The sequence below is a fragment of the Streptomyces sp. NPDC025273 genome, from assembly GCF_040638585.1.
Taxonomy (GTDB): domain Bacteria; phylum Actinomycetota; class Actinomycetes; order Streptomycetales; family Streptomycetaceae; genus Streptomyces; species Streptomyces cinereorectus.
In genome coordinates this window covers 259,920-285,535 of record NZ_JBEZYP010000002.1, presented here as the reverse complement: position 1 = coordinate 285,535, position 25,616 = coordinate 259,920, and the positions used below count along the sequence as shown (strand labels likewise).

Genomic DNA, 25,616 nt, shown 5'->3' with positions numbered 1-25,616 from the left:
AGCGGGGCGGGGCGGATCGGCTTATGCGGCGGCGAGCTTGGCGGCGGAGTCGGCGTCCACGCAGGCCTGGATGACGGCGTCGAGGTCGCCGTCGAGCACCTGGTCCAAGTTGTACGCCTTGAAGCCGACGCGGTGGTCCGAGATCCGGTTCTCCGGGAAGTTGTACGTGCGGATCTTCTCGGAGCGGTCGACGGTGCGGACCTGGCTGCGGCGGACGTCGGATGCCTCCTGCTCGGCGGCCTCCTGGGCGGCGGCCAGCAGCCGGGACCGCAGGATGCGCATGGCCTGCTCCTTGTTCTGGAGCTGGCTCTTCTCGTTCTGGCAGGAGGCGACGACACCGGTCGGCAGGTGCGTGATGCGGACCGCGGAGTCGGTGGTGTTGACGGACTGGCCGCCGGGCCCCGAGGAGCGGTACACGTCGATGCGCAGGTCGTTGGCGTGGATCTCGACGTCGACCTCCTCCGCCTCGGGCGTGACGAGCACACCGGCGGCGGAGGTGTGGATGCGGCCCTGGGACTCGGTGGAGGGCACGCGCTGCACGCGGTGCACGCCGCCCTCGTACTTCATCCGCGCCCAGACGCCCTGGCCGGGCTCGGTGGCGCCGTTGCCGCCCTTGGTCTTCACGGCGACCTGGACGTCCTTGTAGCCGCCGAGCTCGGACTCGGTGGAGTCGATGATCTCGGTCTTCCAGCCGACGCGCTCGGCGTAACGCAGGTACATGCGCAGCAGGTCGCCGGCGAACAGGGCCGACTCGTCGCCGCCCGCGCCCGCCTTGATCTCCAGGAGCACGTCCTTGTCGTCACTGGGGTCGCGCGGGACCAGGAGGAGCCGGAGCTTCTCGGTGATCTCCTCGCGCTGCTTCTCCAGGACCTTGACCTCGGCGGCGAAGTCCGGGTCGTCCGCGGCGAATTCACGGGCGGTCCCGATGTCGTCACCGGTGCGCTTCCAGGACCGGTACGTGGAGACGATCGGGGTCAGCTCCGCGTAGCGCTTGTTGAGCTTGCGCGCGTTGGCCTGGTCGGCGTGGACCGACGGGTCGGCGAGCTTCTTCTCGAGATCGGCGTGTTCGCCGATCAGTTCCTCGACCGCCTCGAACATCTTCGGGCTCCTGGTTCCGTGCGTGATACGTCTGCGGGCCTGCTGGAGGACGTGCTGCCGGTTCGCGCCCGGGGGCGCCCGGCCGCACAGCCGGAAAAAACGCCGGCCCCGGCGCCCCCGCTAGAGGGCGCCGGGAACCGGCGCAGTGGCTCGCTACTTGCTGGCGGAGCCGGCAGCCTTGCCGAAGCGGGCCTCGAAGCGGGCCACACGGCCACCGGTGTCGAGGATCTTCTGCTTGCCCGTGTAGAACGGGTGGCACTCGGAGCAGACGTCGGCGCGGATCGCGCCGCCCTCAAGGGTGCTCCGGGTGGTGAACGACGCACCGCAGGTGCAGCTGACCTGCGTCTCGACGTACTGGGGGTGAATCTCGCGCTTCAAGGTGTCTCCTAGTTTCTGGAGGGCGCCGGGTCGCACGCGCGGATTGCGCGTCCGTGAACCGGGGCCGACGTACCAGTCTGCCAGGACCGGCCGTATCTCCCAAAACGAGAGGGGCGCCGGGTGTATTCCCGCGCGTACGGGGAACGTTCCGCGACCTTCCGGTGACGGAAGGTTCCGTCACCCGACCTCGCCCGCCTCCGCCGGCCACTCGGAGGGTCGCCGGAGCAGCGAGAAGCGTCGCACGACGCGCTGTGGCCCCCGTCCGGGGACGGGGGCCACAGCAGAGGTGGGTGGCTCTCCGGTCACCCGGCGCTCACCTGGGGTTTCAGGCGACGGTGTAGTAGCTGTTCCAGCCGGTTCCGAGCTTCACCGGTGTGGCGAAGATCTCCGAGGTGCCCTTGCCGGTGCCCTTGTAGAGGTAAAGGCTTCCGGTGGCGGAACGCGCCAGCAGGTCAGCCTTGCCATCACCGTTCACATCGCCCGGCGTGATCAGCAGGTTGTACGCGGACCAATTGCTACGGACCAGGACTGGCGTCCCGAACGGGGCGGCGGCCTTGCCGGTTCCCTTGGCGAGGTAGATGTCACCCGTGCTGCCGCGGCGGACGATCAGGTCGCTCTTGCCGTCGTTGGTGTAGTCACCGTGGCTGCGCACCTGGTTGTACAGCTGGTAGCCGGAGGCGGCCTTGACCGGGGCGCTGAACTTTCCGTTGCCGGAGCTCGGGTACAGCATCAGGTCACCGGTGGAGGTCACGGCCAGGATGTCGCCCTTGCCGCCGCCGTTCACGTCGCCGGGGGCGACGATCGCCCGCACGGTCTTCCAGCCACTGAAGATCTTCGTCTTCGCGTACGTCGAGCTGGTCGCGGACCGGTGCAGCCAGTACACGTCGCCGGTCGAGGCCTGACGTGCGATCAGGTCCTCGTACCCGTCACGGTTGAGGTCGGTCTGGATGACGAGGTTGTACGCGCTGTACGAACCCGCGAGGACCGCGCGCGAGGCCAGCGTCTCGCCCTTCGAAGTGAAGGTGTAACCGGTGGAGCCGGTCGTGCGGGCGAAGAGGTCGGCGCGGTGGTCCCGGCTGAAGTTGGCGTCGTCGATCCGCGGCTGGAGCGCGGGGTGGTATGTAGCCACCTTGGTGTAGACGTCGTACGTGCCTGCGATGTTGCAGGCCTGCTGATCGCTGCCGACACCCCATGACGTGATGCCCACGACGCGCCCGGACACGAGAATGGGACCGCCCGAGTCACCGGGGCAGGTGGCCTTGCCGGTGCTGTCGTTGCTGGTGCCGCCCTCGCCCGCGCAGATCATGTGGCCGGCCTTGTAGGCGCCGGGGAGCCCGATGGCCGTGTCGATGGCCTGCGAGCACTCGGCGTCGGCCCGCAGCGGCTGGTCGACCCGCATGAGCGTGTCCGCCAGCGTGGCCGTGTCCGGGTCCGAGCCAGTCATGCCCCAGCCATACGTGGTCGCCACGCCCCCCGGGGTGTAACGGGCGGTGTCGCCGTACGTGGCCGGCTGGGCCGGCGTGTAGGACAGCGGCTTGGAAAGCGTCAGCAGCGCATAGTCATTGTCTATCGTGTCGGCATTGTACGAACCCGGGAAGTAGGACCGGGTGATGCCGACCGCGGTGCCTTCGTCATTCGGGCCACCGGCGAGCTTGGCCGTACCGGCGAGCACCATGCCCTGCCCGACCATGTTCAGCGCGTTGCCGTTGTCGTCGGTCACACAATGCGCGGCGGTCATGACCTTGTTGGGCGCGACCAGCGTGCCGCCACAAGTGAAGTAGTACAGACCGTCGTTGTCGAACTCGAAGAGGAGCTGGACCATCCAGGGCGCACTGCTGAAGGCGGTGCTGGTACCACCGATGATGCGCGGGGACGCCGTCTGCGGGCTGACCACGTCGGCGCCCCGCGGCGGCAGGAACCTTTCGCCGCCGTCGTCGGCCTGGGCACTGGCCACCAGGCCACCACCGAGCAGCGCCAGCGTCGCTGCGCCGGTGGCCATGAGTCTGCGAAGCTTCCGAACCGATCCGGCATGACGCGATATGCGCACGCAAGTCTCCCGTTGTCCAAGGGCATTCAGAGAATTTGTGCCGTATGTGGGGGGAGAGTGACGGCCCGTTGATATCACACGCAGAAATCCGCCCCGTCACCGAAGTAACGAGGCGGATTCCAGGGGTGGTTGGACTGTCCTGATTCAGGCGCTCAGTCAGTCATTCCCATTGCCGCTGCCGGGCGTCGTCTTCTGGATCTGCAGCAGGAACTCCGCATTGGACTGCGTCTTCTTCATGCGGTCCAGCAGCAGTTCGATGGCCTGCTGCTGGTCGAGTGCGTGAAGCACCCGGCGCAGCTTCCAGACGACGGCCAATTCATCGGTGCCGAGAAGGATTTCTTCCTTACGGGTGCTGGACGCGTCGACGTCCACCGCCGGGAAGATGCGCTTGTCCGAGAGCTTCCGGTCGAGCTTGAGCTCCATGTTGCCGGTGCCCTTGAACTCCTCGAAGATCACCTCGTCCATGCGCGAGCCGGTCTCGACGAGCGCGGTGGCCAGGATGGTCAGGGAGCCGCCGTCCTCGATGTTGCGCGCGGCGCCGAAGAAGCGCTTCGGCGGGTACAGCGCGGTCGAGTCGACACCACCGGACAGGATGCGGCCGGAGGCCGGTGCCGCCAGGTTGTACGCACGGCCCAGACGGGTGATCGAGTCCAGCAGGACCACCACGTCGTGGCCCAGCTCCACGAGGCGCTTCGCGCGCTCGATGGCGAGCTCGGCGACCGTGGTGTGGTCCTCGGCGGGACGGTCGAAGGTCGAGGAGATGACCTCGCCCTTCACCGACCGCTGCATGTCGGTGACCTCTTCCGGACGCTCGTCGACCAGGACGACCATCAGGTGGCACTCGGGGCTGTTGACCGTGATCGCGTTGGCGATGGCCTGCAGGATCATGGTCTTACCGGTCTTCGGCGGGGCCACGATCAGGCCTCGCTGGCCCTTGCCGATCGGGGCGACCAGGTCGATGATCCGGGTGGTCAGGATGTTGGAGTCGGTCTCCAGGCGGAGCCGGTCCTGCGGGTACAGCGGGGTCAGCTTCTGGAACTCGGGACGGCCGCGTCCGGACTCCGGCGCCATGCCGTTCACCGAGTCGAGGCGGACCAGCGCGTTGAACTTCTCGCGGCGCTCGCCGTCCTTGGGCTGGCGCACCGCACCGGTGACGTGGTCACCCTTGCGCAGGCCGTTCTTGCGGACCTGGGCGAGCGAGACGTACACGTCGTTCGGTCCCGGCAGGTAGCCGGAGGTCCGGATGAACGCGTAGTTGTCGAGGATGTCGAGGATGCCCGCGACGGGGATCAGGACGTCGTCGTCGGCCACCTGGACGTCGGTCGCGAAGTCCTCGCGGCCACGACGTCCACGGCGGTCGCGGTAGCGGCCCCGACGGCCGCGCCGGCCGCCCTCGTCGTCGTAACCGTCGTCGTGCTGACCGCCCTGCTGGCCCTGGCCCTGGCCGCCGCCCTGCTGGCCCTGGCCCTGGCTCTGGCCCTGGCCGCCGCCCTGCTGGCCCTGACGGCGTCCGCCGCCCTGCTGGCCCTGGTCGTCGCCCTTGCCACGCCGGTCACGCTGGCGCTCGCGACGGTCACCGCGGTCCTGGCGGTCACCGCGCTGACGGTCCTGGCGGTCCCCGCGACGGCCCTCGGCGGTGTCGGCGCCGGACTCCGCCTTCGCGTCGCCCTTCTCACCGCGCTCGTCGGCACGGTCCTGGCGGGCCTCGGCCTGCGGCTCGGACTTCGGCTCGGCCTTGGTGTCGGGGCTGCCCGCCTGCGCGGTCGCACGGCGGCGGCGGCGCTCGGCCGGAGGCTGGTCGTCACTGGCGGGCTGGCCGGGAATGTCGATCTGCTGCTGGGCCGCGGCCTTCTCGGCGGGCTCGGCGGCGGACTCGTCCCCGGTGCGCGTCTTGGACGTGGCACGCCTCTTGGGCTTGCTCTCGGCGTCCGTGGCGGCGGGGGCCGCGGCGGCCTTGGAGGAGGCCTTGGGCGCGGAGGATCCTCCGGCCTGCGCCTCCTTGATGACCTCGATCAGCTGGCTCTTGCGCATCCGCGCAGTCCCCCTGATGCCGAGGCCGGACGCGACCTGCTGCAGCTCGGCCAGGACCATGCCCTCGAGGCCGGTGCCGGAGCGGCGGCGCCGTGCGGTGGTGCCAGTGGCAGCACCTTCGGCGGACGCGGAGCTGTCGACGCTCTTGTCGGCAGTCACGCCCATCAGATCGGTGGTGTCGCTCACGAAGGGTCCTTCCCTGGAGCGGACGTCGGCCTTCTGGCTCGGCGACCGGTTGTGCTGTCCGACTGGGTCTGTTGATCGTGTCGATCGCGGACCTTGCCGGGGCGGTGGTCCGCCGGGTACGGCGGAAGACGAATGTGCGGGGTTCCGGCGCGAGATCCCTCTGCTCGGCCCACTCCTGGACGAGCAAGAGGGTGTCGTGCCGGTTCCGGAGCGTGCTCGAAAGCTCAGGCAGGCTGCTCAGGCAGTCGGGGAGGCTCCCGGAAGAGTGGTGGTCCCGAAGGGGGACACGAAGCAACGCGCCACAAAGACGTCGATTGCTGACTTGAGGTTAACACTACCGGCTCCAACAAACATTCCCCCTCTCAAGCACCGGCAATCACGTGCGACTACGCAGCGAGCGGCAGCACGCTCGCACCCGCGGCGTCGAGTGCGAGCCGGTTCGCGGCCCATCCCTCGCCCGCCAGCCGGGCGACCTTGTCGGCCGAACCCTCCTCCGTCAGCGCGAGCACGGTGGGCCCCGCGCCGGAGATGACAGCAGGGACGCCGTCGGCGCGCAGCCGGTTCACCAGCTCCACGCTCTGCGGCATCGCGGGCGCCCGGTATTCCTGGTGGATCCGGTCCTCGGTGGCGGCGAGCAGCAGCTCGGGACGGCTGGTCAGCGCCTCGACGAGAAGGGCCGCCCGGCCGGCGTTCGCCGCGGCGTCCACGTGCGGGACGGTGCGCGGCAGCAGACCGCGGGCGGTCTCGGTGAGCACCGGCGTGGCCGGGACGAACACCACGGGAACGACGGAGGCGGCGGCATCCATCCTGATCGCCCGTGCGGCTCCGCCGTCCATCCAGGCGAGCGTGAAACCGCCGAGGAGACAGGCCGCGACGTTGTCCGGGTGTCCTTCGATCTCGGTGGCCAGCTCCAGCAGGGCGGCGTCGTCGAGGCGGGCCTCGCCCCCCGTCGTCACGGCGCGGGCGGCGACGATGCCGGCGCAGATGGCCGCGGACGAGGACCCGAGGCCGCGGCCGTGCGGGATCCGGTTGGCGCAGACGATCTCCAGGCCGCGGGGCTGTCCGCCGAGCAGGTCGAAGGCCGTGCGCAGCGAGCGCACGAGCAGGTGACTCTCGTCGCGGGGCAGCGTCTCGGCGCCCTCACCTGCGATGTCGATGTGCAGACCGGAGTCGGCGACCCGGACGACGATGTCGTCGTAGAGCCCGAGGGACAGGCCGAGGGCATCGAAACCCGGGCCCAGATTGGCGCTGGTTGCGGGGACGCGCACCCGGACGGCGGCGGCTCGGAACGCGGGACCGGCCATCGGTTGGACGACTCTTCCTGTACGGCGGCGGGGATGTTGTGCGAGGTGGTTCGACATGCGTGGGGGTGCCGTTGTGCCGGGGACGGAGTACCCGGCAGTCACTACGGCGACTGCTCCGCGGCCTGTGCGGCGGGGCGGGTTGAGTACAGCTTATCGAAGGAAGGAACTGTGGCGACATAGGGCGCACAGGAGGCGCACGATGCGTGTCGCACCCCACCTATGCGCTCTCCGCCCCGGAAAGGGGTGGTTGGACCGCTTTGCCGCCCGGCGGCGCCGGGCGGCAGAGCGGTACGCCCCTGCTAGGCGAGGCCCAGCTTCTCCGCGGCGATGGCGGCGTCGACGGGGACCGTGACCGGCTGCGGCGCACCCGCGACGGCCCAGTCGGGGTCCTTGAGACCGTTGCCGGTGACGGTGCAGACGATCTTCTGGCCGCGGTCGACCCTGCCCTCCGCGGCGGCCTTGAGCAGACCGGCCACGGAGGCGGCCGACGCGGGCTCGACGAAGACACCTTCCTGGGAGGCCAGCAGCCGGTACGCGGACAGGATCTGGCGGTCCGTCACCTCGTCGATGAGACCGCCCGACTCGTCCCGGGCGTCCAGCGCGAACTGCCAGGACGCCGGGTTGCCGATACGGATCGCGGTGGCGATGGTCGCCGGATCCTTGACGATCTCACCGCGCACGATGGGTGCGGAGCCGGAGGCCTGGAAGCCCCACATGCGCGGGGTGCGGGTGGACAGCCCGTCGCCCGCGTACTCCTTGTAGCCCCTCCAGTAGGCCGTGATGTTGCCCGCGTTGCCGACCGGCAGTACGTGGATGTCGGGGGCGTCGCCGAGCGCGTCGACGATCTCGAACGCGGCGGTCTTCTGACCCTCGATCCGGACCGGGTTGACCGAATTCACCAGCGCCACCGGGTAGTTGTCCGAGAGGCTGCGGGCCAGGGTCAGGCAGTCGTCGAAGTTGCCGTCGACCTGGAGGATCTTCGCGCCGTGGACGAGTGCCTGACCCATCTTGCCGAGCGCGATCTTGCCCTGCGGTACGAGGACGGCGCAGACCATGCCGGCCCGCACCGCGTACGCGGCGGCGGAGGCGGAGGTGTTGCCGGTGGAGGCGCAGATGACGGCCTGCGCGCCCTCCTCCTTGGCCCGGGTGATCGCCATCGTCATGCCGCGGTCCTTGAACGAACCGGTGGGGTTGGCGCCCTCGACCTTGAGGTGCACCTCGCAGCCCGTGCGCTCGGAGAGAACCTGCGCCGGAACGAGCGGCGTACCGCCCTCACGGAGCGTGACGACCGGCGTGGTGCTCGTGACCGGAAGACGGTCCCGGTACTCCTCGATGATGCCGCGCCACTGGTGGGTGCCCTTGCTGGTCATGGGTCCTTACTCCCCTTCAACACGCATGATGCTGGCGACACCGCGCACGGTGTCCAGCCTGCGCAGCGCTTCGACGGTCCCGGAGAGGGCGGCGTCGGGCGCGCGGTGGGTGACGACGACGAGGGATGCCTCGCCGCCGGTTTCCTGACTGTCCGGCCGACTCTGCTGGCGGACCGTATCGATGGATACGCCCTGTTCGGCGAAGACCGTCGCGACCTGGGCGAGCACACCAGGCTTGTCGGCCACGTCGAGACTGATGTGGTACCGCGTGACGACCTCGCCCATGGGGCTGACCGGCAGACGCGTGTACGCGGACTCACCTGGTCCGGTGGTCTCGCCGATCTTGTTGCGGCAGACGGCGACCAGGTCGCCGAGGACGGCGGACGCGGTCGGGGCACCGCCGGCGCCCGGGCCGTAGAACATCAGCTGCCCGGCCGCCTCGGCCTCGATGAAGACCGCGTTGTACGCCTCGCGGACGGAGGCCAGCGGGTGGCTGAGCGGGATCATCGCGGGGTGCACGCGGGCGGTCACGGAATTGCCGTCGGCGGCCCGCTCGCAGATGGCGAGGAGCTTGACGGTGCAGCCCATGCGGCGGGCGGAGGCGATGTCGGCCGCGGTGACCTCGGTGATGCCCTCGCGGTGCACCTCACCGATCCTCACCCGGGTGTGGAAGGCGATCCCCGCGAGGATGGCGGCCTTGGCGGCGGCATCGAAGCCCTCGACGTCGGCGGTCGGGTCGGCCTCGGCGTATCCGAGGGCGGTGGCCTCGTCGAGCGCCTCGGAGTACCCGGCTCCGCTCGAGTCCATCTTGTCGAGGATGAAGTTGGTCGTGCCGTTGACGATGCCGAGCACCCGGTTGACCTTGTCCCCGGCGAGGGACTCGCGCAGCGGGCGTACGAGCGGGATGGCACCGGCCACGGCCGCCTCGTAGTAGAGGTCCCGGCCGTACTTCTCGGCGGCGGCGTGGAGGGCGGAGCCGTCCTCGGCGAGGAGCGCCTTATTGGCCGAGACGACGCTCGCGCCGTGCTCGAAGGCGGTCGTGATGAGCGTGCGGGCGGGCTCGATCCCCCCGATCACCTCGACGACGACGTCGATGTCACCCCGTTTGACCAGGGCGGTCGCGTCGGTGGTGATCAGTGCGGGGTCGATGCCTTCCCGCACCTTGGAGGGCCGGCGGACGGCGACGCCCGCGAGCTCGACCGGCGCACCGATACGCGCGGCGAGGTCGTCGGCGTGCGTCGTCATGATGCGCGCCACCTCTGAGCCGACCACTCCACAGCCCAGCAGCGCCACCTTCAGCGGACGCGTACGCATCATCCGACCTCGTTTCTCATACTCTGGTGTGTGGACCAGTCTCACTCACCGGACGGGAGTTTCTGCCACCCGTCCGGATCCTGAGACCCCTATTTCATCAACCGACATCGAGACGCAGGAGATCTTCCTCCGTCTCGCGCCGGACGATCACCCCGGCCTGTCCGTCACGCACAGCGACGACGGGCGGGCGCAGGGCGTGGTTGTAGTTGCTCGCCATGGAGCGGCAGTACGCGCCGGTGGCGGGCACGGCGATCAGGTCGCCGGGGGCCAGGTCGGACGGCAGGAACGCGTCCTTGACCACGATGTCGCCGCTCTCGCAGTGCTTGCCGACGACGCGTACGAGCATGGGCTCGGCGTCGGAGCTGCGGGAGACGAGGGCGACGCTGTACTCGGCGTCGTACAGGGCGGTGCGGATGTTGTCCGACATGCCGCCGTCGACGCTGACGTACGTACGCAGGCCCTCCAGGGGCTTGATGGTGCCGACCTCGTACAGCGTGAACGCGGTGGGGCCGACGATGGCCCGGCCCGGCTCGACGGAGATGCGCGGGGTGCGCAGGCCGGCCGACTCGCACTCGCGGGTCACGATGTCGCCGAGCGCCTTGGCGATCTCGTGCGGTTCGCGGGGGTCGTCCTCGGAGGTGTACGCGATCCCGAGGCCGCCGCCGAGGTCGATCTCGGGGAGCTCGATGCCGTGCTCGTCGCGGATCTCGGCCAGCAGCTGCACCACGCGCCGGGCGGAGACCTCGAAGCCGGCCATGTCGAAGATCTGCGAACCGATGTGGGAGTGGATGCCGATGAGTTCGAGACCGTCCAGGGTGAGCGCCCTGCGGACCGCCTCGGCGGCCTGACCGTCGGCGAGCCCGATGCCGAACTTCTGGTCCTCGTGCGCGGTCGCGATGAACTCGTGGGTGTGCGCCTCGACGCCCACGGTGACGCGGATCTGCACCCGCTGGCGCTTGCCGCGCTGCTGGGCGATGTGCGAGACGCGGACGATCTCCTGGAAGGAGTCGAGCACGATCCGCCCTACGCCGGCGTCGATGGCCCGCTCGATCTCGGAGACCGTCTTGTTGTTGCCGTGGAAGGCGATGCGCTCCGCGGGCATCCCGGCGTCCAGTGCGGTGGTGAGCTCGCCGCCGGAGCACACGTCGAGGTTGAGCCCTTCCTCCTTGAGCCAGCGCACGACGGCGCGCGACAGGAAGGCCTTCCCCGCGTAGAACACGTCGGCGTCCTGCCCGAAGGCGTCGGCCCAGGCGCGGCAGCGCGCCCGGAAGTCGCTCTCGTCGAGGAAGTAGGCAGGGGTGCCGAACTCCTCGGCCAGCCGGGCGACTCCGATCCCGCCGACGGTGAGCGCACCGTCCGCGTCGCGGGAGACGGTACGGGACCACACCTTCTCGTCCAGCACGTTCAGGTCGGTCGCCGGGGCGCTGTAGTGGCCCTCGGGATAGACATCGGCGTGACGGGGCCCGGCGGGGTGTGCGGATCGGCTCATCGTTCTGTTCTCTCAGGTCTCAGAGGTGGTGGGGCGCGCTGACGCCGAGCACGAACAGGCCGCCTGCCAGCACCGTCCCGGCGGCTTCGGCGAGGGCCAGCCGGGAGCGGTGGGCGGCCGAGGGTTTCTCGTCGCCGACGGGGAGCGGCGGAGCGGCTTCGAGGAGGTCGAAGAAGGCGTGCGCGACGGTTTCGAGGTGGCGGGCGAGCCGGTCGGGGGCGTGGTGACGGGCCGCCGCGGCGAGGACGCCGGGGTGGTCGGCGAGCGCGGTGTGCAGCGCGGGCGCCTCCACGTCCTGTTCGTAGGCGCCGGTGAGGCCGAGCTGCTCCGCGCCCCGGGTGAGCGCGCGGGCGCGGGCGCGGGCGTAGCGGACGAGGAAGAGCGCATTGGCCTCCCCCTGTACGAGCAGGTCGTCACCCAGCGGCGCGCGGTCGTGGCCGGCCGGCCGCAGCAGTCCCCACAGGGCGGCGTCGGGCCCGAGCCGGCCGAGCAGCTCTCCGGCGGTGGCTCCTGCGGGGACGGGCCGCAGCTCCTGGCTCTCCTCGTCCCCGTGCCGAGGACCGACGACGACGCGCAGCCGCTCCCAGTCGGGGTCCGGGGTCCCGGTGCAGCCGGTGAGCACCTGGGCGCCCTGGGTGCGCAGGAGGCGCGCCACGGTGTGGGTGACGACGGCGGCCCGGACCTCGGGCCGGTGGTGGAGCCGGTGGAGCCGCCCCGCCTCCGTGGTGACCCGTCCGTACCGGAGCCCCTGCTCCCGCACCTCGCGTACGAGCGCGGCGCGGGCGGCGGTGCCGGCGGAGGCGTCGAGCGTGAAGTTCAGGAATCCGGGCCCGGTGATCTCGACCCGCTCGATCCCGGGGGCGGCCGTCACCCGGTCGCGCAGGATGCGCGCGACCTCGCGGGCCGGCAGCGCGGCGGGCCCCGCCAGTTGCAGTGCCACGGCGCAGGCGTAGTCGCCGCTGCCGCCGGGCCGTGTCCGCTCCACTCGCACGCGCGCGGGGACGGGCGCGCGCAGAGCGTCCTCGTCGACCGCGCGGCGCACAGCGTGCAGCACGGTCCGGGAGAGGTCTGCGGGGGTCACGGGATCAGCGTATGGGACGAAGGGGGGCACTTCGCGACCCTGTTTCGCCATCCGGTCACCGCGCCGGTCGTGCGGTGGGTGGCATCGGTCACCCCGCCGCGCTCCCGGCCCTCCCGGCGCCGTGTCTGCCGTCGAGCGGCGGCGGGCCCTCCCTGCGCATCAGCCGGTGGACGATCCGCACCAGCTCGCTCGGCTCGAAGGGCTTCGCCAGGAACGCGTCGACCCCTGCGGCCACCCCGGAGTCGGCCTCGTACGGCGTGCAGGCGCTGACGACGGCGACGGGCAGATGGCGGGTGCGCGGATCGGCACGGAGCCGGATCGCGGTCTGGATCCCGTCGAGCCGGGGCATCACCACGTCGAGCGTGATGACGTCCGGGCGGACCTGATGCACGAGATCCAGGCACTCGGCACCGTCGGCCGCGGTCACGACCTCGAAGCCCTCCAGCTCGAGATTGACCTTGATCAGCTGCCGGATGACCTTGTTGTCGTCCACAACAAGCACACGGCCGTACGCCCCTGGCACCCTTCGAGGGTAGGTGGGCCCCGGGCGCCGCGTCCGGCTGTTGCCCACTTCCGTCCTCGGAGCACCGGCCGGGGACCACCAAAACCGGCTCGGCGCCCGGTTTCCCGCTGGTGCGGCGGAGGCCGCGCGAGCGCCCCCGGACCGGGGGCGCCGACGCGTGAATACCCGTTCCCGGACACCCCGTCGGAGCTGGTAGGGTTTCACTCGTCGCCGCCAAGCGCGGTGACAACGCCCCCGTAGCTCAGGGGATAGAGCATCGGCCTCCGGAGCCGGGTGCGCAGGTTCGAATCCTGCCGGGGGCACTTCAGTCCGGACAGCGTGATCAATCCGCTGACCAGTCGAAGCGCCAAGCACGAAGGGCCGGACCCAGTCTCACTGGGTCCGGCCCTTCGTCGTTGTGTGCCGCTGCGCGGGAGTGCGCGGCAGGCCCGTGCTTCATCACCGATCACGCGGTGATCTGCTCAGCCGTCGTCGGGCCCGCACGGACGACGGGGTGGTGCCGCCCTCACGGACGCGCGGGTGCCGCGCCGTGACCGGAGGAGCCGCCGCCGGATCCCATCAGACATTTTGCGTGCTGTGCAAAATTGCATAGCATGCATCTCCATGAGCGCCGACGACGTGCCCCTCGGGCTGCGTGAACGCAAGAAGCGTGCGACCCGTGACGCCCTCGCGGACGTCACGCTGCGCATCGCCGCGGAGCACGGGATGGAGAGCGTGACCGTGGAAGCGGTCACGGAGGAGGTCGGCGTCTCCGTGCGCACCTTCTTCAACTACTTCTCGTGTCTGGAGGACGCGATCACCCGGCCCGACCAGGGCAGTGCCGAGCGGGCGCGACAGGCGGTGCTGAACGCGCCGCAGGAGCTCTCGGCGCTGATCGCCCTGCGTGAGGCGATCGGGCAGGAGCTCGCCGGCATCGAGCAGGACCACGAACGCTGGGAGCTGCAGACGGCCGCGCTCCGCAAGAGCCCGTCGCTGTTGAGCGGATTCGTGGCCGCCCGGTGCGCGGACGAACGCGCGCTGGTGGCCGTCCTGGCCGAGCGCCTGGGCAAGGATCCCGATTCCGACCTCTCCCCCCGGCTCCTCGCCCACGTGTCGAACGCCGCCGTCCGCGCCGCCGTGGAGCTCTGGGTGGCCTCCGGCCGTACCCGCACCTTCCAGAGCATCTACCGCGAGGCGTTCGCCTCGCTGGCCGCGGGCCTGAGCGACTGACGCACGTCCGAGGCCCCGTCGGGGCTCCTTCACCTTCACCAGAGAATGAGGAACGTCAGCCGATGTCCGCCGCCGTCACACCCGAAGCCGGTCCCCCCGGCGCGTTCGAAGCGGCCCCACCCATGACGCGCCGCCAGATACTCCAGGCCATGTCGGGCCTCATGGCCGGCATGTTCGTGGCCATCCTGGCCTCCACCGTCGTCGCCAACGCCCTTCCCCGGATCATCGCCGACCTGAACGGCAGCCAGTCGGCCTACACCTGGGTCGTCACCTCCGAGCTGCTGGCGATGACGGCGACCGTCCCGATCTGGGGCAAGCTGTCCGACCTCTACGACAAGAAGCTGCTGATCCAGCTCTCGCTCGCGATGTTCGTCGTGGGCTCGCTCGTCGCCGGCTTCTCCGACGACGTCGGCGTACTCATCGTGAGCCGGGTGGTCCAGGGCATCGGCGCGGGCGGTCTCACCGCCCTGGCCCAGGTCGTGATGGCGGCGATCATCCCGCCGCGTGAACTCGGCCGCTACTCCGGCATCTTCGGCGCCGTATTCGCCGTCGGCACCGTCGCCGGGCCCCTCATCGGCGGTGTCCTCGTGGACACCTCCTGGCTGGGCTGGCGCTGGTGCTTCTTCATCGGCGTACCGTTCGCCCTGCTGGCGATCGTGCTGCTCCAGCTGACGCTGAGGCTGCCCACGGTCCGCAGGGAAGTGAAGATCGACTACGTGGGTGCCGTCCTCATCATGACCGGGGTCAGCGCACTGCTGCTGTGGGTGACCCTCGCGGGCAACCAGTTCGACTGGCTGTCGTGGCAGACCGCCGCCCTGGTCGGCGCCGGTGTGGTCCTCCTGGTCGCCGCGGTCCTGGTCGAGGCCAGGGTCGACGAGCCGATGATCCCGCTGGACATCTTCCGCAACCGCACGGTGGCCCTGACGACGGTGGCGAGTCTGCTGGTCGGCGTGGCCATGTTCGGCGGCACCGTCTTCCTCTCCCAGTACTTCCAGACCTCGCTGGGCAAGTCGCCGACCGTCGCCGGCCTGATGAGCCTGCCGATGATTCTCGGCCTGATGCTCTCCACCACCATCGCCGGGCAGATCATCTCCGCCCGGGGCAGGTGGAAGGGCTTCCTGATCGCGGGCGGCATCACCATGACGGCGGGCATGTGCCTGCTGTCCACGATCAGCGCGGACTCCTCGTTCGGGGTCCTCAGCGTCTACATGCTGGTGTTCGGGGTCGGCGTCGGCATGCTGATGCAGAACCTGGTGCTGGCCGCGCAGAACGACGTGCCCGCGTCGGAACTGGGGGCGGCGACGTCGGTCCTGTCGTTCTTCCGCAGTCTCGGCGGCGCGATCGGGACCAGCGCCCTGGGCGCCGTGCTCGGCCACCGGGTGGCGAGCGAGATGGAGAAGGGTCTTCCCGGATCGACGGGCGGCGGGGGCGCCGGTCACAGCGTGCCGGACCTCACCACTCTTCCCGAGCCGGTCCGGGAGGTGGTCGAGCAGGCTTACGGCGTCGCGACGGCCGACGTCTTCCTGATCGGGGCCCCGTTCGCGTTCCTGGCCCTGATCGCGGTGCTGTTCATCAAGGAGAAGCCGCTCAGGACGCAGAGCGGCATGGAACGGCTCGCGGAGGAGAACGCCGCGGCAGCGGCGGCCAAGACCCCGGCCGCTTCCACGCACTGACCTTGAACCGCCCGTCCGGGCAGGCCTGTTCACCGCGCGCGCGGTGAACAGGCCTGCCCGGTGGACCTGGCGGGTATCCATGACCGGCCACCTCCCCTCCCCCGGACCCGAGGGTCCGGTACGGCTACCGCATCGCGGGACGGCGTGCGGCCCGGGCTTCCCCGCCCCGCCGGGTCCGGACGTGGCGGAGCCCGGGGCCCGCCCTGCTGCAGGTGCTTCCCTGCCGGCCGGTCGGACCGCTTCGGGTCAGACCCGCACGACCGGTACGTCGTACCGGGGGATCCAGGTGTTCCGGGTGACCAGGACCAGCTGCTCGGCCTGCGCCTGCGCGACGAGTATCCGGTCGAAGGGATCGGTGTGCAGCATCGGCAGCCGGCCCGCCCGTACTCCATGGGCGGCAGTGACCGGCACGCTGGTGAAGGGCAGGTCACGCACCTGTTCGGCCAGGTCGCCCGGACCCTCGAACTCACCGAGGAACTGCTTGACCGTGATCTCCCACGGAGACACCGCGCTGATGTGTACGGCGTCTTCGGTGTCGATCAGGTCCTTGATCCGGTCGGACAGGTGCGGAGCGTCGGCCATCCACCACAGCACGACGCGGGTATCGAGCAGGTACGCCATCACCGCACCCCGAACGCTTCGGCGATGCTTGCGCGCGGGTCGTCGAAGGTGGCGGGGATGCGAATGTGTCCTCGGAGCGAGCCACGGCCCTGACGGCACACCGGCCTCCTCCGGGCGGGCACCTCCGGTACCGACTCTCCGGACGTGCTGATCACGAACGGTCGGCCGCCGGCCATCTGCTTCGACGTGCCGGAGAACCTGGGCCCGGCAGCTTCCACACGGCGCGGGCGAAGCCTCTTCCACAGCCACCTCACGACGAGCTCACCGGACCCGCCCCCTCCATGGCGCGGGACGCACCCGCTCCCCCGGTCCGTACCGTCACCGCTTCTCCTGCTTGCAGCCGCAGGGCGGGGCCCTCGTCCAGGCCGATGACGACGAAGAGTCCCCCTGAGGCGTACCGCTCGCTCCGCATGCTGCGGACCGTTCGCCAGGCCCCTCCCACCCGTACGCTCTGGCCGGCCCGGACGGTCACCGCCGCGACCTCGGCCTCCCTGGACGCAGGGACGATGCCGGGGGCCAACAGCTCCGCCCACACCGTCTTCCCGATATCGGCCTGCCGCTCGTCCACACCCCAGCGGTGGGCCAGGGCCTCCACGAGCAGCAACCCACGCCCGGCCGTGTCCAGCGCACCGGGCATTCGCACCACCGGGCGCCCCTCCCCCGCGTCTCTCACCTCCAGCCGCAGCAGCCCGCCTCGCTCCTGGCACTCGATGCGTACGCCCACCATCCGGTCGCCGGGCGCGGGGGCCCGAAGCGCGTTGGTCACGAGCTCGGACAGCACCAACTCGCCTGTCTCGGCGACCGCCTGCCCCACCCGCCACTCACCGAGTCTGGCCCGAAGCACGGCTCGCGCTCTGGGGGCGCTGCTGCGACTACGGACCAGCCGAAAGTTGATTTCGTGGACATCGGAAGGCTCTGCCATGACGCTCCTTGAAGGTCTGCGGTTGTGGCGTCGCGAGCACCAGAACGCGGGTGACGTTCGGTAGATCAGCCATCACAGAGTGCATGGACACTTGATACTGGCGCAACGTTGAATGGATTGCTGTCGCGCAATTCACCCCTTAGTGCGTTCCGAGGACACGAAGCCCCGCCGACTGGTAGGGAATGGCGCATGCCATCCGTAAAGCCATCCACCGTGCTCGGGCGTCAACTCGGCGACGAACTACGTCGCTTCCGCGAGCAAGCGAGGTTGTCCACAGCAGAGGCGGCCGAGGTCCTCGACTGCACGAAGGGCAAGATCAGCCGTATCGAGAATGGGCACGTACCTGTTCGCACACCCGATCTGATCGCCTTGATACACGCCTACAAGGTTGCCGATCCGGACGCACGCGAGCGCCTCGCGTCACTTGCTCGCACTGCCAACAGGCGTCGACGTGAGGGCTGGTGGCATCAGTACGGTTCGGTGCTCGCAGACACCTACCGCGACTACATCGAGATGGAGACGATCTGCGACAGCATCAAGACGTTCCAGGTTCAGCTGATCCCTGGACTGCTCCAGACTCCCGAGTACGGGAGGGCGGTAACGGTCGCTTCTCGGGCATGGCAGACGGCCGAGGAGATCGACCAGTTCGTACAAGTTCGGCTGGCCAGACAGGAGCGTCTGACGGGTGACGATCCGCCGGAACTCTGGGCGGTCCTCGCAGAAGGCGTCCTGCACCAGCAGGTCGGCGGTCGGACCGTGATGCATGACCAGCTGAATCACCTGGCCACTCTTGCCGAACGATCCAACGTCACCGTCCAGGTCCTGCCGTTCTCCCGCGGCGCGCATCCGGGTATGTTCGGTCCGTACCTACTGTTGAGCTTTCCGCGGGTGTCAGCGCTCGATCTCGTACTGACTGAGACTCCAACTGGCAACATCTGGATGGAGCGGGAATCCGAAGTCTCGCGATACCGCGACCTCTTCGACGACGCCCGCACCTCAGCGTTGCCGCCGACGGACTCACTCAGCCTGATCCGACGCATCGCCAAGGAGTACGGACCATGAGTCAGGAACGCCGCACACTGCCCGACCTCGCCAACACCACTTGGCACAGCAGCAGTTACAGCGGGGGGCAGGGCGAGTGCGTCGAGGTGGCCCACAACCTCCCCCACCTCGTCCCCGTACGCGACAGCAAGCGTCCCACCGGCCCCGTCCTCGCCTTCGGCCACGACGCCTGGCGCGCGTTCGTCAGCGAGTTGGTCTGATCCCGGACCCGTCACCTATGGGTGATCCCGGACGCTTCCGGGACCACCCATAGGTACCTCTGCTCGAACGGAACAGCGGCGATATCCGGGTGATCGGGTCACGACCTCGTTGTCAGGGTGACGCGTTGGCATCGATCAGAGCCGGGGACTCATGACGTTCGACGACGACTGGGCAGCACTCAAGGCTGATGCCCAGGAGCGGCACTCCACGCAGATGAGGCTCAACACGACCGGGGCCGGGCGGATCCGCCCCGAACCAGGAACCCCTGCCCGCGCCGGACGAATCCGGGCGCTGGGCATCCGCATTCCGGCCACGGCATCGGACCGTCGGGCGGGATACAAGGTCGGGGAGCGCTACGACACCGGTCTGCTGTCCTTCGTCCTCCCGGCCGACGATGCGGAGACGTATACCGGCCGGCTCATCGAGGACGGCACCGAGATGATCAGAATTTTTATCCTGAGGAGAAGGACTACCGTCCTGCGGTAGCGTTCGGCCACCTCGGACTGCCCGAACCGGAGACGTTCGTCCAGGGCTTGCGAACGATCAGCCTGTGCCCGGACGCCTCGCGACCTCGGAGGGCAAGTACCTCCAACGCTGCGTCGACCTCTTCGCCCACGAGTTCACACCCGGCACCACGCGGATCTACGTCCGGTCGACCATCGAACCGTCCGTGACGCCCCCACCAGCACCCGCGAGCAAGGCCCCGTAGTAGCCGTGAGGGGCATGTCACGACCGTCGCCTACGGCCAGTCGCGGCTCCTCACCCGGGGAATCCCTAGGATGGGCGGGGTGGAGGTTTACCGTTGTCAGGCGATGGCTGAGATGTCTCCGTCATCAAAGTAGATCGCCTGATGCAGACGCCCGCCCAGAGCGGCCGCGAAACGGGCAAGAACATCCTGCCCGGAGACATTGCCGCGCTCGATCTGCGACACCCGTCCCTTGGTGATGCCCATCCGGTCGGCCACCTGCTGCTGCGTGAGACCTCTTGCCCGCCGCAGCTCCGCCAGGCGACGCCCGGTGACTTCGGCAAGAAGCTCCTCCTTGCCCGCGCGCACGGCCTCCTCGCCGCCGGCGCGCGCAACATGCTCGGCGCGGATGTCATGCCAGCGCGTGTACCCGCTCACGGTTGTCCTCCTTCTTCTTCCTGAGCTCGTTCCTTCACGTACGTCTCGTAACGCCGCTCGGCCAAGGGAATCGCTTCCCGGTACCACTCATTCCATCGGCCCGCCTTGTCTCCCGCAACCAGCAGAATGCTGCAGCGCCACGGGTCGAAGGCGAACAGGATCCGCACGGTGCCAGGACGTAACTCCTTCAGGTTCGCCATCGACGAGCCATGGATGGTATCCACCAGCGGGCGTCCCAGTCCCGGGCCTCCCTCTGCCAACGCATCCAGCGCCTGTACCACCCGGGCATGCGTCTGACCGTCGAGACCGCCGATGGGTGAGAGAGGTAATCGGTGCGGAGACGGGTCCCTAGGTCCGTAGCTCCGGGTGACGGAATTCGGGGCGTGCGCGATCACTGGCCATGACGCCTCTGCCTCGTTGAGCAGCCGCAGCGACTTCCGCTGCGGCTGGAGGCGTCCGCACAGCCCGCGGTGATACCGAAGACGCTCCTGCTCAATGACGTGGTCGGCGTGCAGATTCAGCTGGTAGTCGACAGCACCGGTCGAGTTTCGCCTGTCCGCCCAGTCCTCGTTGATGTAGATGGCGAGCCTGTCGAATTCGACATGGTGGTTGGGGCAGAGGCACAGAAGGTTAGACAACACACCAGGCCGGTCGTGAGGCGTACCAACACTGTGCCCATGGCAGGAGCTGGCAGGCTGCTGGACCACGGGTGGGGACCTATCAGGGTCTCTCCGAGGCCATGCACGTCACCAGTCTCTCTCCGGGCCCGACTACCGCCCCGTACGTCTTCGCCGGACCCTCTGTCGCCAGGTGCGGATCGGCGTCATGATGGCGCGGTCGGTCGGGCGGTCCGAGGGGGATGTCATGGCGGGAGCAAGCGCGCGCGTGGTCGTGCGGCCGGACAACGCGATCTACCGCAAGCGGCTGGCGCTCTACGGGGTGGTCGGTGTTCCGGCTCTCTGCTCGCTGGGGGTCCTGATGATCGGCGAGTTCGGCATCGAATGGCTGGTCCCGAGCCTCGTGCTGATCGTGCTGCCCGTGGTGGTGGTCCTCGTCATGACGGCGTTGCGTTCCTCCCTGGCCCGGATCGCGGTGGTCGAGGACGAACTCCGCGTCGACAACGCGTTCGGGGTCTCCGTCTACCGCGTACCGGTGGAGTTCCTGACCGGCCTGCACCCCGTCACCTTCGGTGCCGGTCCCCTCACCCCGACGCCGGGGCGCATGGTCATCACCTCGGAGGTGGCCCGGCCCTTCGTGCTCGACATGCGGCCCTGGCAGCGGGCCGACACGGAGCGGCTCGCGCGACGGCTGCGGGGCATACCGGTCACCGACTCCGCGGCCTCGTCGCCCAAGGAGCTGCGGAGGGCGTTCCCCGGTGTCCGGCTGCCGTGGTGGCACGCGCATCCGTGGGCTGTCGTGGTCCTGCACACGGCCCTCGTCGTCGGCTACTTCCTGGCGGCGTCCGCGCTGATGGGGCCTTCCGACTGACGTGACGGCGGAGGGCGGGCCCGGCCGGTCGTCTCAGTCCGCCGTCTCAGCCCGCCGCCGGCCCGAGCGGGCCCCGGGCCAGCCGGAGGCCCAGGTCGTCGATGGCGAACGTGGGGTGGCTCCGGCGGCGTACGGTGGCGCCGCAGCCTCGCTCCGACTCGGCCCACCCGCCGCCTCGGAAGATGCGGTAGGAGCCGTACACCTCCTCGTCGTAGACGTCCCAGCACCACTCCCAGACGTTGCCCAGCATGTCGTGCAGCCCCCAGGCGTTGGGCGCCTTGGCGCCGACGTCGTGGGCCCGGCCTCCGGAGTTGCCGTCGTACCAGGCGATGGCGTCGATCTCCCCGTACCGGTATCCGGTGGTCCCCGCCTTGCAGGCGTACTGCCATTCGGCCTCGGTCGGCAGGCGGTAGCCGTCGGCCGTCCGGTCCCAGACCACCTCGCCGGTCCGTCCGTCGCGGGAGTAGGCGGGCCCCAGGCCGGCCGAGGCCGAGATGCGGTTGCACAGGTCGACGGCGTCGAGCCAGCTGATGTTCGTGAGGGGGGAGGCGCCGCTCGCGGTGGGGGCGGGGTCCAACCCCGTGACCGTGCGGTGGAGTCCGACCGTGACGGGGTGCCGGCCGAGCAGGAAGGGCTCGATCTCCGTCTGCCAGCGGGTGCCGCGGCGGTCGTCGCGCAGGTTCACCATGCCGCCCGGGATCCGGACCATCGAGGCGGCGATCTGGTCATCGGTGAGCGGGTGCACGCGGGGGCCTCTCCGTCCGGGGCGGCCATCCGGCCGCCCGTGCGCCCACGATACGGCCGAGGCCATGGGCCACTGGCGGAATCCGGCCGATGCGGCGGCGCGGCACAGGGGCGCCGTGACCCCCCTCGGGCACCCGTTGACAAAACGGAACGTCGCTCCGTATGTTTACCGGAACAAGGTTCCACTTCTCTCGGGAAGCGGTCCACTGTCGGCCGCCGACCAGACGGGCGCGGCAGCAAAGGTCGTTGAAGGGACATACGCACCATGAACGAATCCATCGACACGGCCGGGCTCCTCTGTTCGCCCGCTCCGGTCCTCTCGGTCGCTCCGGTCGTCCTGCCGGCTCCCGGCCGGGCCGTGGACCTGGAGATGCGGGTGTCCGCGCCCGTGACCGGGAGGGACCTGCCGGTCATCCTCCTGTCGCACGGCCAGGGCTACTCGAACCACCTCTCCTCGCTGAACGGCTACGCACCCCTCGCCCACTTCTGGGCGGCGCACGGCTTCGTCGTCATCCAGCCCACCCACCTGAGCTCCCGGACACTGAGCCTGGATCCCGCCACTCCCGGCGCACCTCTGTTCTGGCGGTCACGGGCCGAGGACATGACCCGCGTTCTCGACGGGCTCGACCTCGTCGAGGCCGCCGTCCCGCAGCTCCTCGGGCGCCTGGACCGGAGCAGGGTCGCCGTGGCGGGGCACTCGATGGGCGGGCACACCGCGAGCCTGCTGCTGGGCGCCCGGCTCACCGATCCGGAGGACGGAACGGAAGTGGACCTGGCCGAGCCCCGGATCAAGGCGGGTGTGCTGCTCACGGCCCCCGGCCGGGGCGGCGACGCCCTCAGCGAGTCCGCGGCGAAGAACTTCCCCTTCTTCCTGACCACGGACTTCTCCAGGATGACGACGCCCGCGCTGGTGGTCGCGGGCGACAGGGACGCGTCCGCACACCTGACGGTCGTGGGCCCGGGCTGGCACACCGATCCGTACGTCCTCTCCCCCGGCCGCAAGTCCCTGCTCACCCTGTTCGGCGCGGAGCACGGGCTCGGCGGGGTCTCCGGCTACGACGTGGCCGAGACCACGGACGAGAGCCCGGCACGTGTGGCCGCGGTCCAGCGGCTCACCTGGGCCTACCTCCGTACCGAGCTCTGTCCCGGGGACCCCGCCTGGCAGGAGGCACAGGACGCGCTGGCGGCCGGCCCCCAGCCGCTCGGACGTGTCGAGTCCAAGTAGACGGGCCGGCGCGTGAGGGTCTTTCGTCCGCATCGGTCCGGACCCCGCGAGCCCGGCGTGATCCACACGAGAGCCCCTAATCCCCCCGTGCGCCGGACCGTGCCGTGAGCTGCCGCTGGAGCGCCCTCTCCCCGGGCGTCAGGGGTACGTCCGGGCGGAGCCGTTCCGGATGTCCCTCCGGCGGACCGGTCAGGGGCGGAGCCGCCGTCGGCGGGGGCGGGCCGGTGACGGAGAGGCCGAGCCAGATCCAGCCCGCCGCGCTCAGGGACATGCGTATCTCGTGCAGGGCCCGCCTCACGTGTCTCATGCGAGCTGCGCCTGGGCGGGGACGCGGGGGTCCGCTCCGGCCTGCTCCTCCTCGCTCCAGGTCCACAGCCGGGCCACCGCGTTCAGGTCCAGGTCATGGCCCTCGGTCCAGATACGGGCCGCGGCCGTGAGCACCGACCGGCGGTCGGCCTCGGGGGTCCCTGCCCGTGCGGGCAGGAGCGGGGTGACCGCACCGGCGCCCAGGCGGACCGAGCGGTGCCGGCGGGCGAACGCGGTGAGCGTCTGGCGGGGGCCCACTTCCACCAGCAGGACGTCGTCGGCGGCCAGGAGTTCGTCCAGGGCGTTGCGGAAGTAGACGGTGTCGGTGATCTGGCGGGCCCAGAAGCGGGGGCTGCGGGCTTCCTCGGGGCTCATCAGGGCGCCGGTGTAGCCGGAGTAGAGGGGCGTCTTCGGCTCGCGCAGGGGGATCTCGCGGTAGGCGACCTCCACCGCGTCGGAGGCGGGGGCCATGGCCGGCGAGTGGAAGGGGCTGGTGGCGGGGACCGTCACCACCGTGTGTCCGTCCGCCTTGAGCCGGGCGGCGACCCCGGTGAGCGGGCCCTTCGAACCGGCCAGCATCACCTGCTGGTTGGCGTTGACGGCCGCGACGGCGACGTCGTCGGTCAGGTACGGGAGCACCTGCTCCTCGCTCGCGGCGACGGCGAGCATGCCGCCCGCCGGGATCTTCACGGCCTCCCTGACCCGGGCCCGCACCATCGCGACCGCGTCGCGCAGTGACACGACCCCGGCGAAGGTGGCGGCGACGAGTTCGCCGGCGCTGTGGCCGAGCAGGGCGGTCGGGCGGACGCCCCAGCTCAGGACGAGGCAGCCGAGTGCGTAGTCGATGGCGAACAGGAGGGGCTGGGCGCGCCGTACGTCGTCGATGCCGATGGCGGCCCGCGCCGGGTCGAGCCAGTCGGCGCGGATGCGGGGACCCTCCTCGCCCATGTGGGAGAGGGCCGCGTCGACTGCGGCGGTGAAGACGGGTTCGCGGCGGTAGAGACCGGCCGCCATCCCCGCGTGCTGGGAGCCCTGCCCCGGGAAGAGCAGGGCCACGGAGCGGGGGCGTGAGGCGTCGGTGGTGCGGGCCTTGTGCACGGCCGGGGCCGCGAGCGCGGAGACGGTGACGGCCGCGCCGCGGATCGGGCCGGGGGCCGTGCCGCAGGGAACGGTGGCCGGCAGGGCGGGGAAGACCTCCCGGTGTACGCCGCTGAGCATCGGCAGGAGTTCGTCGCGTACGCGCATCTCGTCGTCCGCGTCCTGCCCCGACCAGCAGATCAGCCGGTGCCGGTCGGGATCGGTGCCGCGCGGTGCTCCGCGCAGGGGGCGCAGCGGGGGTGCGGTGTCCTCGCCCGAGGGGGTGGTGACGTCGAGTACGCCGAGGACCGCGTCGCCGTCCGCCACGGCTTCGGCGGCCCGCTTGACGGCGTACACGGTGATGGTCCAGGGGTCGGGTTCGCCGAAGCCCGCGACCAGGGCGAGGTCGGCGGTTCCTTCGTGGAGTTCGCGGTGGGCCCGGCGCAGGGCGCGGCCCGGCGTGGCCGCGGTGCGGACGGTGAAGCCTTCGTGCTCGGGCCCGATACCGTCGATGGCTGCCGCACCGAGGAGCACGACGGTCCGGGCGGGCAGGTCCTCGGGAGGGCGGCCGAAGGCGCGCAGTACGGCCGATACGGCGGCGGCCGAGGCCGCGGCCGGTGCGGTGCGGTGCTGCGGCGCGGAGCCGGGGCTGACGATCAGCCGGCGGACCACCGCACTCCGTTGCGTGAGCGACATGGTTCCTCCTCGTGGGCCGCGGCTCGGGCCCTCATCGGTGTCGGTCGGTGTGCTGAGGGTCGGTGACGGCCGCCCCGCCCCCGGGGGCGGGGAGCGGGGCGGCCGTGCGGGGCCCGGTTCAGGCCGCTGTGGCCCGGCCGGAGTTGATGAGGGTGAGGAGGGCACCCGGGGTCTCCGCGTCGACGACGGCGTCGTCGGGGATCTGGATGCCGTACTCACGCTGGATCTGCCCGATGACCTGGAGCAGGGCGAGGGAGTCGTAGCCGAGCTCCATGAACGGGGTGTCGATGACGTCGCCGTCGAGGTCGACGCCCTCCTCCTCGCCGGCGCTCTCGCGCAGCATGCGGGTCAGGTCGGCCAGGGTCACTGTGGCGGTCGTGGTGCTCATGTCGGTGCCGTCCTCTCGGTTGGGCGTATATGGGGTGTGGCGGTGGTGCGGGTGCCGCTC

26 protein-coding genes, 1 tRNA gene and 1 pseudogene are annotated in these 25,616 nt (G+C 70.4%); 9 read left to right on the top strand and 19 right to left on the bottom strand.

Annotation, left to right across the window (positions count from 1 at the left end):
* Window positions 1–21: 21 nt before the first annotated feature.
* The 10 genes from prfA to AB0F38_RS06250 all read right to left on the bottom strand — a co-directional run bounded on the left by prfA (window position 22) and on the right by AB0F38_RS06250 (window position 12,821).
* On the bottom strand, window positions 22–1,098 hold the full coding sequence (gene prfA, locus AB0F38_RS06295) for a peptide chain release factor 1 (RefSeq protein ID WP_205022357.1): 1,077 nt from the start codon (window positions 1,096–1,098) through the stop codon (window positions 22–24).
* Between the two features lie 153 nt (window positions 1,099–1,251).
* On the bottom strand, window positions 1,252–1,476 hold the full coding sequence (gene rpmE, locus AB0F38_RS06290) for a 50S ribosomal protein L31 (RefSeq protein ID WP_056794327.1): 225 nt from the start codon (window positions 1,474–1,476) through the stop codon (window positions 1,252–1,254).
* 325 nt (window positions 1,477–1,801) lie between these two features.
* A complete protein-coding gene (locus AB0F38_RS06285; RefSeq protein ID WP_361887451.1) occupies window positions 1,802–3,475 on the bottom strand; it encodes a trypsin-like serine protease in 1,674 nt (557 codons plus the stop codon).
* Window positions 3,476–3,679: 204 nt separating this feature from the next.
* Window positions 3,680–5,740 (bottom strand): transcription termination factor Rho, encoded by a 2,061-nt coding sequence (rho, locus tag AB0F38_RS06280; protein WP_361887448.1) that lies wholly within the window; start codon window positions 5,738–5,740, stop codon window positions 3,680–3,682.
* Between the two features lie 386 nt (window positions 5,741–6,126).
* The gene (gene thrB, locus AB0F38_RS06275; protein WP_361887445.1) at window positions 6,127–7,044 is read right to left on the bottom strand and encodes a homoserine kinase; all 918 of its coding nucleotides are present in this window, start codon (window positions 7,042–7,044) and stop codon (window positions 6,127–6,129) included.
* Window positions 7,045–7,343: 299 nt separating this feature from the next.
* Window positions 7,344–8,414: a threonine synthase gene (thrC, locus tag AB0F38_RS06270; protein ID WP_361887442.1), complete on the bottom strand. Its 1,071-nt coding sequence runs from the start codon at window positions 8,412–8,414 to the stop codon at window positions 7,344–7,346.
* Window positions 8,415–8,420: 6 nt separating this feature from the next.
* A complete protein-coding gene (locus tag AB0F38_RS06265; protein WP_361887438.1) occupies window positions 8,421–9,731 on the bottom strand; it encodes a homoserine dehydrogenase in 1,311 nt (436 codons plus the stop codon).
* A gap of 94 nt (window positions 9,732–9,825) precedes the next feature.
* Window positions 9,826–11,217 carry a diaminopimelate decarboxylase gene (gene lysA, locus AB0F38_RS06260; protein ID WP_361887435.1) on the bottom strand — a complete coding sequence of 464 codons (1,392 nt, stop codon included), beginning with the start codon at window positions 11,215–11,217 and terminating at the stop codon, window positions 9,826–9,828.
* A gap of 19 nt (window positions 11,218–11,236) precedes the next feature.
* Window positions 11,237–12,298, bottom strand: coding sequence for an ArgS-related anticodon-binding protein NrtL (nrtL, locus tag AB0F38_RS06255; RefSeq protein WP_361887432.1), 1,062 nt, complete (start codon window positions 12,296–12,298; stop codon window positions 11,237–11,239).
* 88 nt (window positions 12,299–12,386) lie between these two features.
* A complete protein-coding gene (locus AB0F38_RS06250) occupies window positions 12,387–12,821 on the bottom strand; it encodes a response regulator (protein WP_361887429.1) in 435 nt (144 codons plus the stop codon).
* 230 nt (window positions 12,822–13,051) lie between these two features.
* On the opposite strand from AB0F38_RS06250, the gene AB0F38_RS06245 reads away from it, so the two are divergent.
* The 3 genes from AB0F38_RS06245 (at window position 13,052) to AB0F38_RS06235 (ending at window position 15,703) form a co-directional block, all read left to right on the top strand.
* Window positions 13,052–13,123, top strand: a tRNA-Arg gene (locus tag AB0F38_RS06245).
* A gap of 301 nt (window positions 13,124–13,424) precedes the next feature.
* Window positions 13,425–14,030 (top strand): TetR family transcriptional regulator, encoded by a 606-nt coding sequence (locus tag AB0F38_RS06240; RefSeq protein WP_361887426.1) that lies wholly within the window; start codon window positions 13,425–13,427, stop codon window positions 14,028–14,030.
* Between the two features lie 62 nt (window positions 14,031–14,092).
* The gene (locus AB0F38_RS06235) at window positions 14,093–15,703 is read left to right on the top strand and encodes an MDR family MFS transporter (protein ID WP_361887423.1); all 1,611 of its coding nucleotides are present in this window, start codon (window positions 14,093–14,095) and stop codon (window positions 15,701–15,703) included.
* A 246-nt stretch (window positions 15,704–15,949) separates the two neighbouring features.
* On the opposite strand, the gene AB0F38_RS06230 is transcribed toward AB0F38_RS06235, so the two are convergent.
* Together AB0F38_RS06230 and AB0F38_RS06225 are read right to left on the bottom strand one after the other, a co-directional pair.
* The gene (locus tag AB0F38_RS06230; RefSeq protein WP_361887420.1) at window positions 15,950–16,324 is read right to left on the bottom strand and encodes a type II toxin-antitoxin system VapC family toxin; all 375 of its coding nucleotides are present in this window, start codon (window positions 16,322–16,324) and stop codon (window positions 15,950–15,952) included.
* Between the two features lie 250 nt (window positions 16,325–16,574).
* Window positions 16,575–17,246 (bottom strand): ATP-binding protein, encoded by a 672-nt coding sequence (locus AB0F38_RS06225; protein ID WP_361887417.1) that lies wholly within the window; start codon window positions 17,244–17,246, stop codon window positions 16,575–16,577.
* 189 nt (window positions 17,247–17,435) lie between these two features.
* Here AB0F38_RS06225 and AB0F38_RS06220 point away from each other — a divergent pair, with 189 nt between their 5' ends.
* The 4 genes from AB0F38_RS06220 (at window position 17,436) to AB0F38_RS06205 (ending at window position 19,218) form a co-directional block, all read left to right on the top strand.
* Window positions 17,436–18,308, top strand: a complete 873-nt coding sequence (locus AB0F38_RS06220) for a helix-turn-helix transcriptional regulator (RefSeq protein ID WP_361887415.1) — start codon at window positions 17,436–17,438, stop codon at window positions 18,306–18,308.
* Entirely contained in the window at window positions 18,305–18,508 is a 204-nt protein-coding gene (locus AB0F38_RS06215) for a DUF397 domain-containing protein (protein ID WP_361887412.1), read from the top strand. The genes AB0F38_RS06220 and AB0F38_RS06215 overlap by 4 nt, the downstream gene beginning before the upstream one ends.
* A gap of 151 nt (window positions 18,509–18,659) precedes the next feature.
* A complete protein-coding gene (locus AB0F38_RS06210; protein WP_361887409.1) occupies window positions 18,660–18,995 on the top strand; it encodes a hypothetical protein in 336 nt (111 codons plus the stop codon).
* A gap of 64 nt (window positions 18,996–19,059) precedes the next feature.
* Window positions 19,060–19,218 (top strand): hypothetical protein, encoded by a 159-nt coding sequence (locus AB0F38_RS06205; RefSeq protein WP_361887406.1) that lies wholly within the window; start codon window positions 19,060–19,062, stop codon window positions 19,216–19,218.
* Window positions 19,219–19,314: 96 nt separating this feature from the next.
* Here the strand turns inward: AB0F38_RS06205 and AB0F38_RS06200 are convergent, their stop codons facing one another.
* The 3 genes and pseudogenes from AB0F38_RS06200 to AB0F38_RS06190 all read right to left on the bottom strand — a co-directional run.
* Window positions 19,315–19,632 (bottom strand): helix-turn-helix transcriptional regulator, encoded by a 318-nt coding sequence (locus AB0F38_RS06200; RefSeq protein ID WP_361887403.1) that lies wholly within the window; start codon window positions 19,630–19,632, stop codon window positions 19,315–19,317.
* Window positions 19,629–19,946 carry a type II toxin-antitoxin system RelE/ParE family toxin gene (locus tag AB0F38_RS06195; protein ID WP_361887928.1) on the bottom strand — a complete coding sequence of 106 codons (318 nt, stop codon included), beginning with the start codon at window positions 19,944–19,946 and terminating at the stop codon, window positions 19,629–19,631. Before AB0F38_RS06195 ends, AB0F38_RS06200 begins: the two co-directional genes overlap by 4 nt.
* Before the next feature lie 267 nt (window positions 19,947–20,213).
* Window positions 20,214–20,339: pseudogene (locus AB0F38_RS06190) on the bottom strand (HNH endonuclease); the annotation flags it as partial.
* A 157-nt stretch (window positions 20,340–20,496) separates the two neighbouring features.
* Here AB0F38_RS06190 and AB0F38_RS06185 point away from each other — a divergent pair.
* Window positions 20,497–21,120, top strand: a complete 624-nt coding sequence (locus AB0F38_RS06185; RefSeq protein ID WP_361887400.1) for a hypothetical protein — start codon at window positions 20,497–20,499, stop codon at window positions 21,118–21,120.
* 46 nt (window positions 21,121–21,166) lie between these two features.
* Here AB0F38_RS06185 and AB0F38_RS06180 read toward each other — a convergent pair whose 3' ends face one another.
* Window positions 21,167–21,829 (bottom strand): SUMF1/EgtB/PvdO family nonheme iron enzyme, encoded by a 663-nt coding sequence (locus AB0F38_RS06180; RefSeq protein WP_361887926.1) that lies wholly within the window; start codon window positions 21,827–21,829, stop codon window positions 21,167–21,169.
* A gap of 300 nt (window positions 21,830–22,129) precedes the next feature.
* Here AB0F38_RS06180 and AB0F38_RS06175 point away from each other — a divergent pair, with 300 nt between their 5' ends.
* Window positions 22,130–23,089 (top strand): chlorophyllase, encoded by a 960-nt coding sequence (locus AB0F38_RS06175; protein ID WP_361887397.1) that lies wholly within the window; start codon window positions 22,130–22,132, stop codon window positions 23,087–23,089.
* Between the two features lie 76 nt (window positions 23,090–23,165).
* Here the strand turns inward: AB0F38_RS06175 and AB0F38_RS06170 are convergent, their stop codons facing one another.
* The 3 genes from AB0F38_RS06170 to AB0F38_RS06160 form a co-directional block, all read right to left on the bottom strand.
* The gene (locus AB0F38_RS06170) at window positions 23,166–23,396 is read right to left on the bottom strand and encodes a DUF6059 family protein (protein WP_361887394.1); all 231 of its coding nucleotides are present in this window, start codon (window positions 23,394–23,396) and stop codon (window positions 23,166–23,168) included.
* Complete coding sequence (locus tag AB0F38_RS06165) at window positions 23,393–25,168, bottom strand: acyltransferase domain-containing protein (protein WP_361887391.1); 1,776 nt, start codon at window positions 25,166–25,168, stop codon at window positions 23,393–23,395. Before AB0F38_RS06165 ends, AB0F38_RS06170 begins: the two co-directional genes overlap by 4 nt.
* 118 nt (window positions 25,169–25,286) lie before the next feature.
* Complete coding sequence (locus tag AB0F38_RS06160; RefSeq protein ID WP_361887388.1) at window positions 25,287–25,556, bottom strand: acyl carrier protein; 270 nt, start codon at window positions 25,554–25,556, stop codon at window positions 25,287–25,289.
* Window positions 25,557–25,616 lie beyond the last annotated feature (60 nt).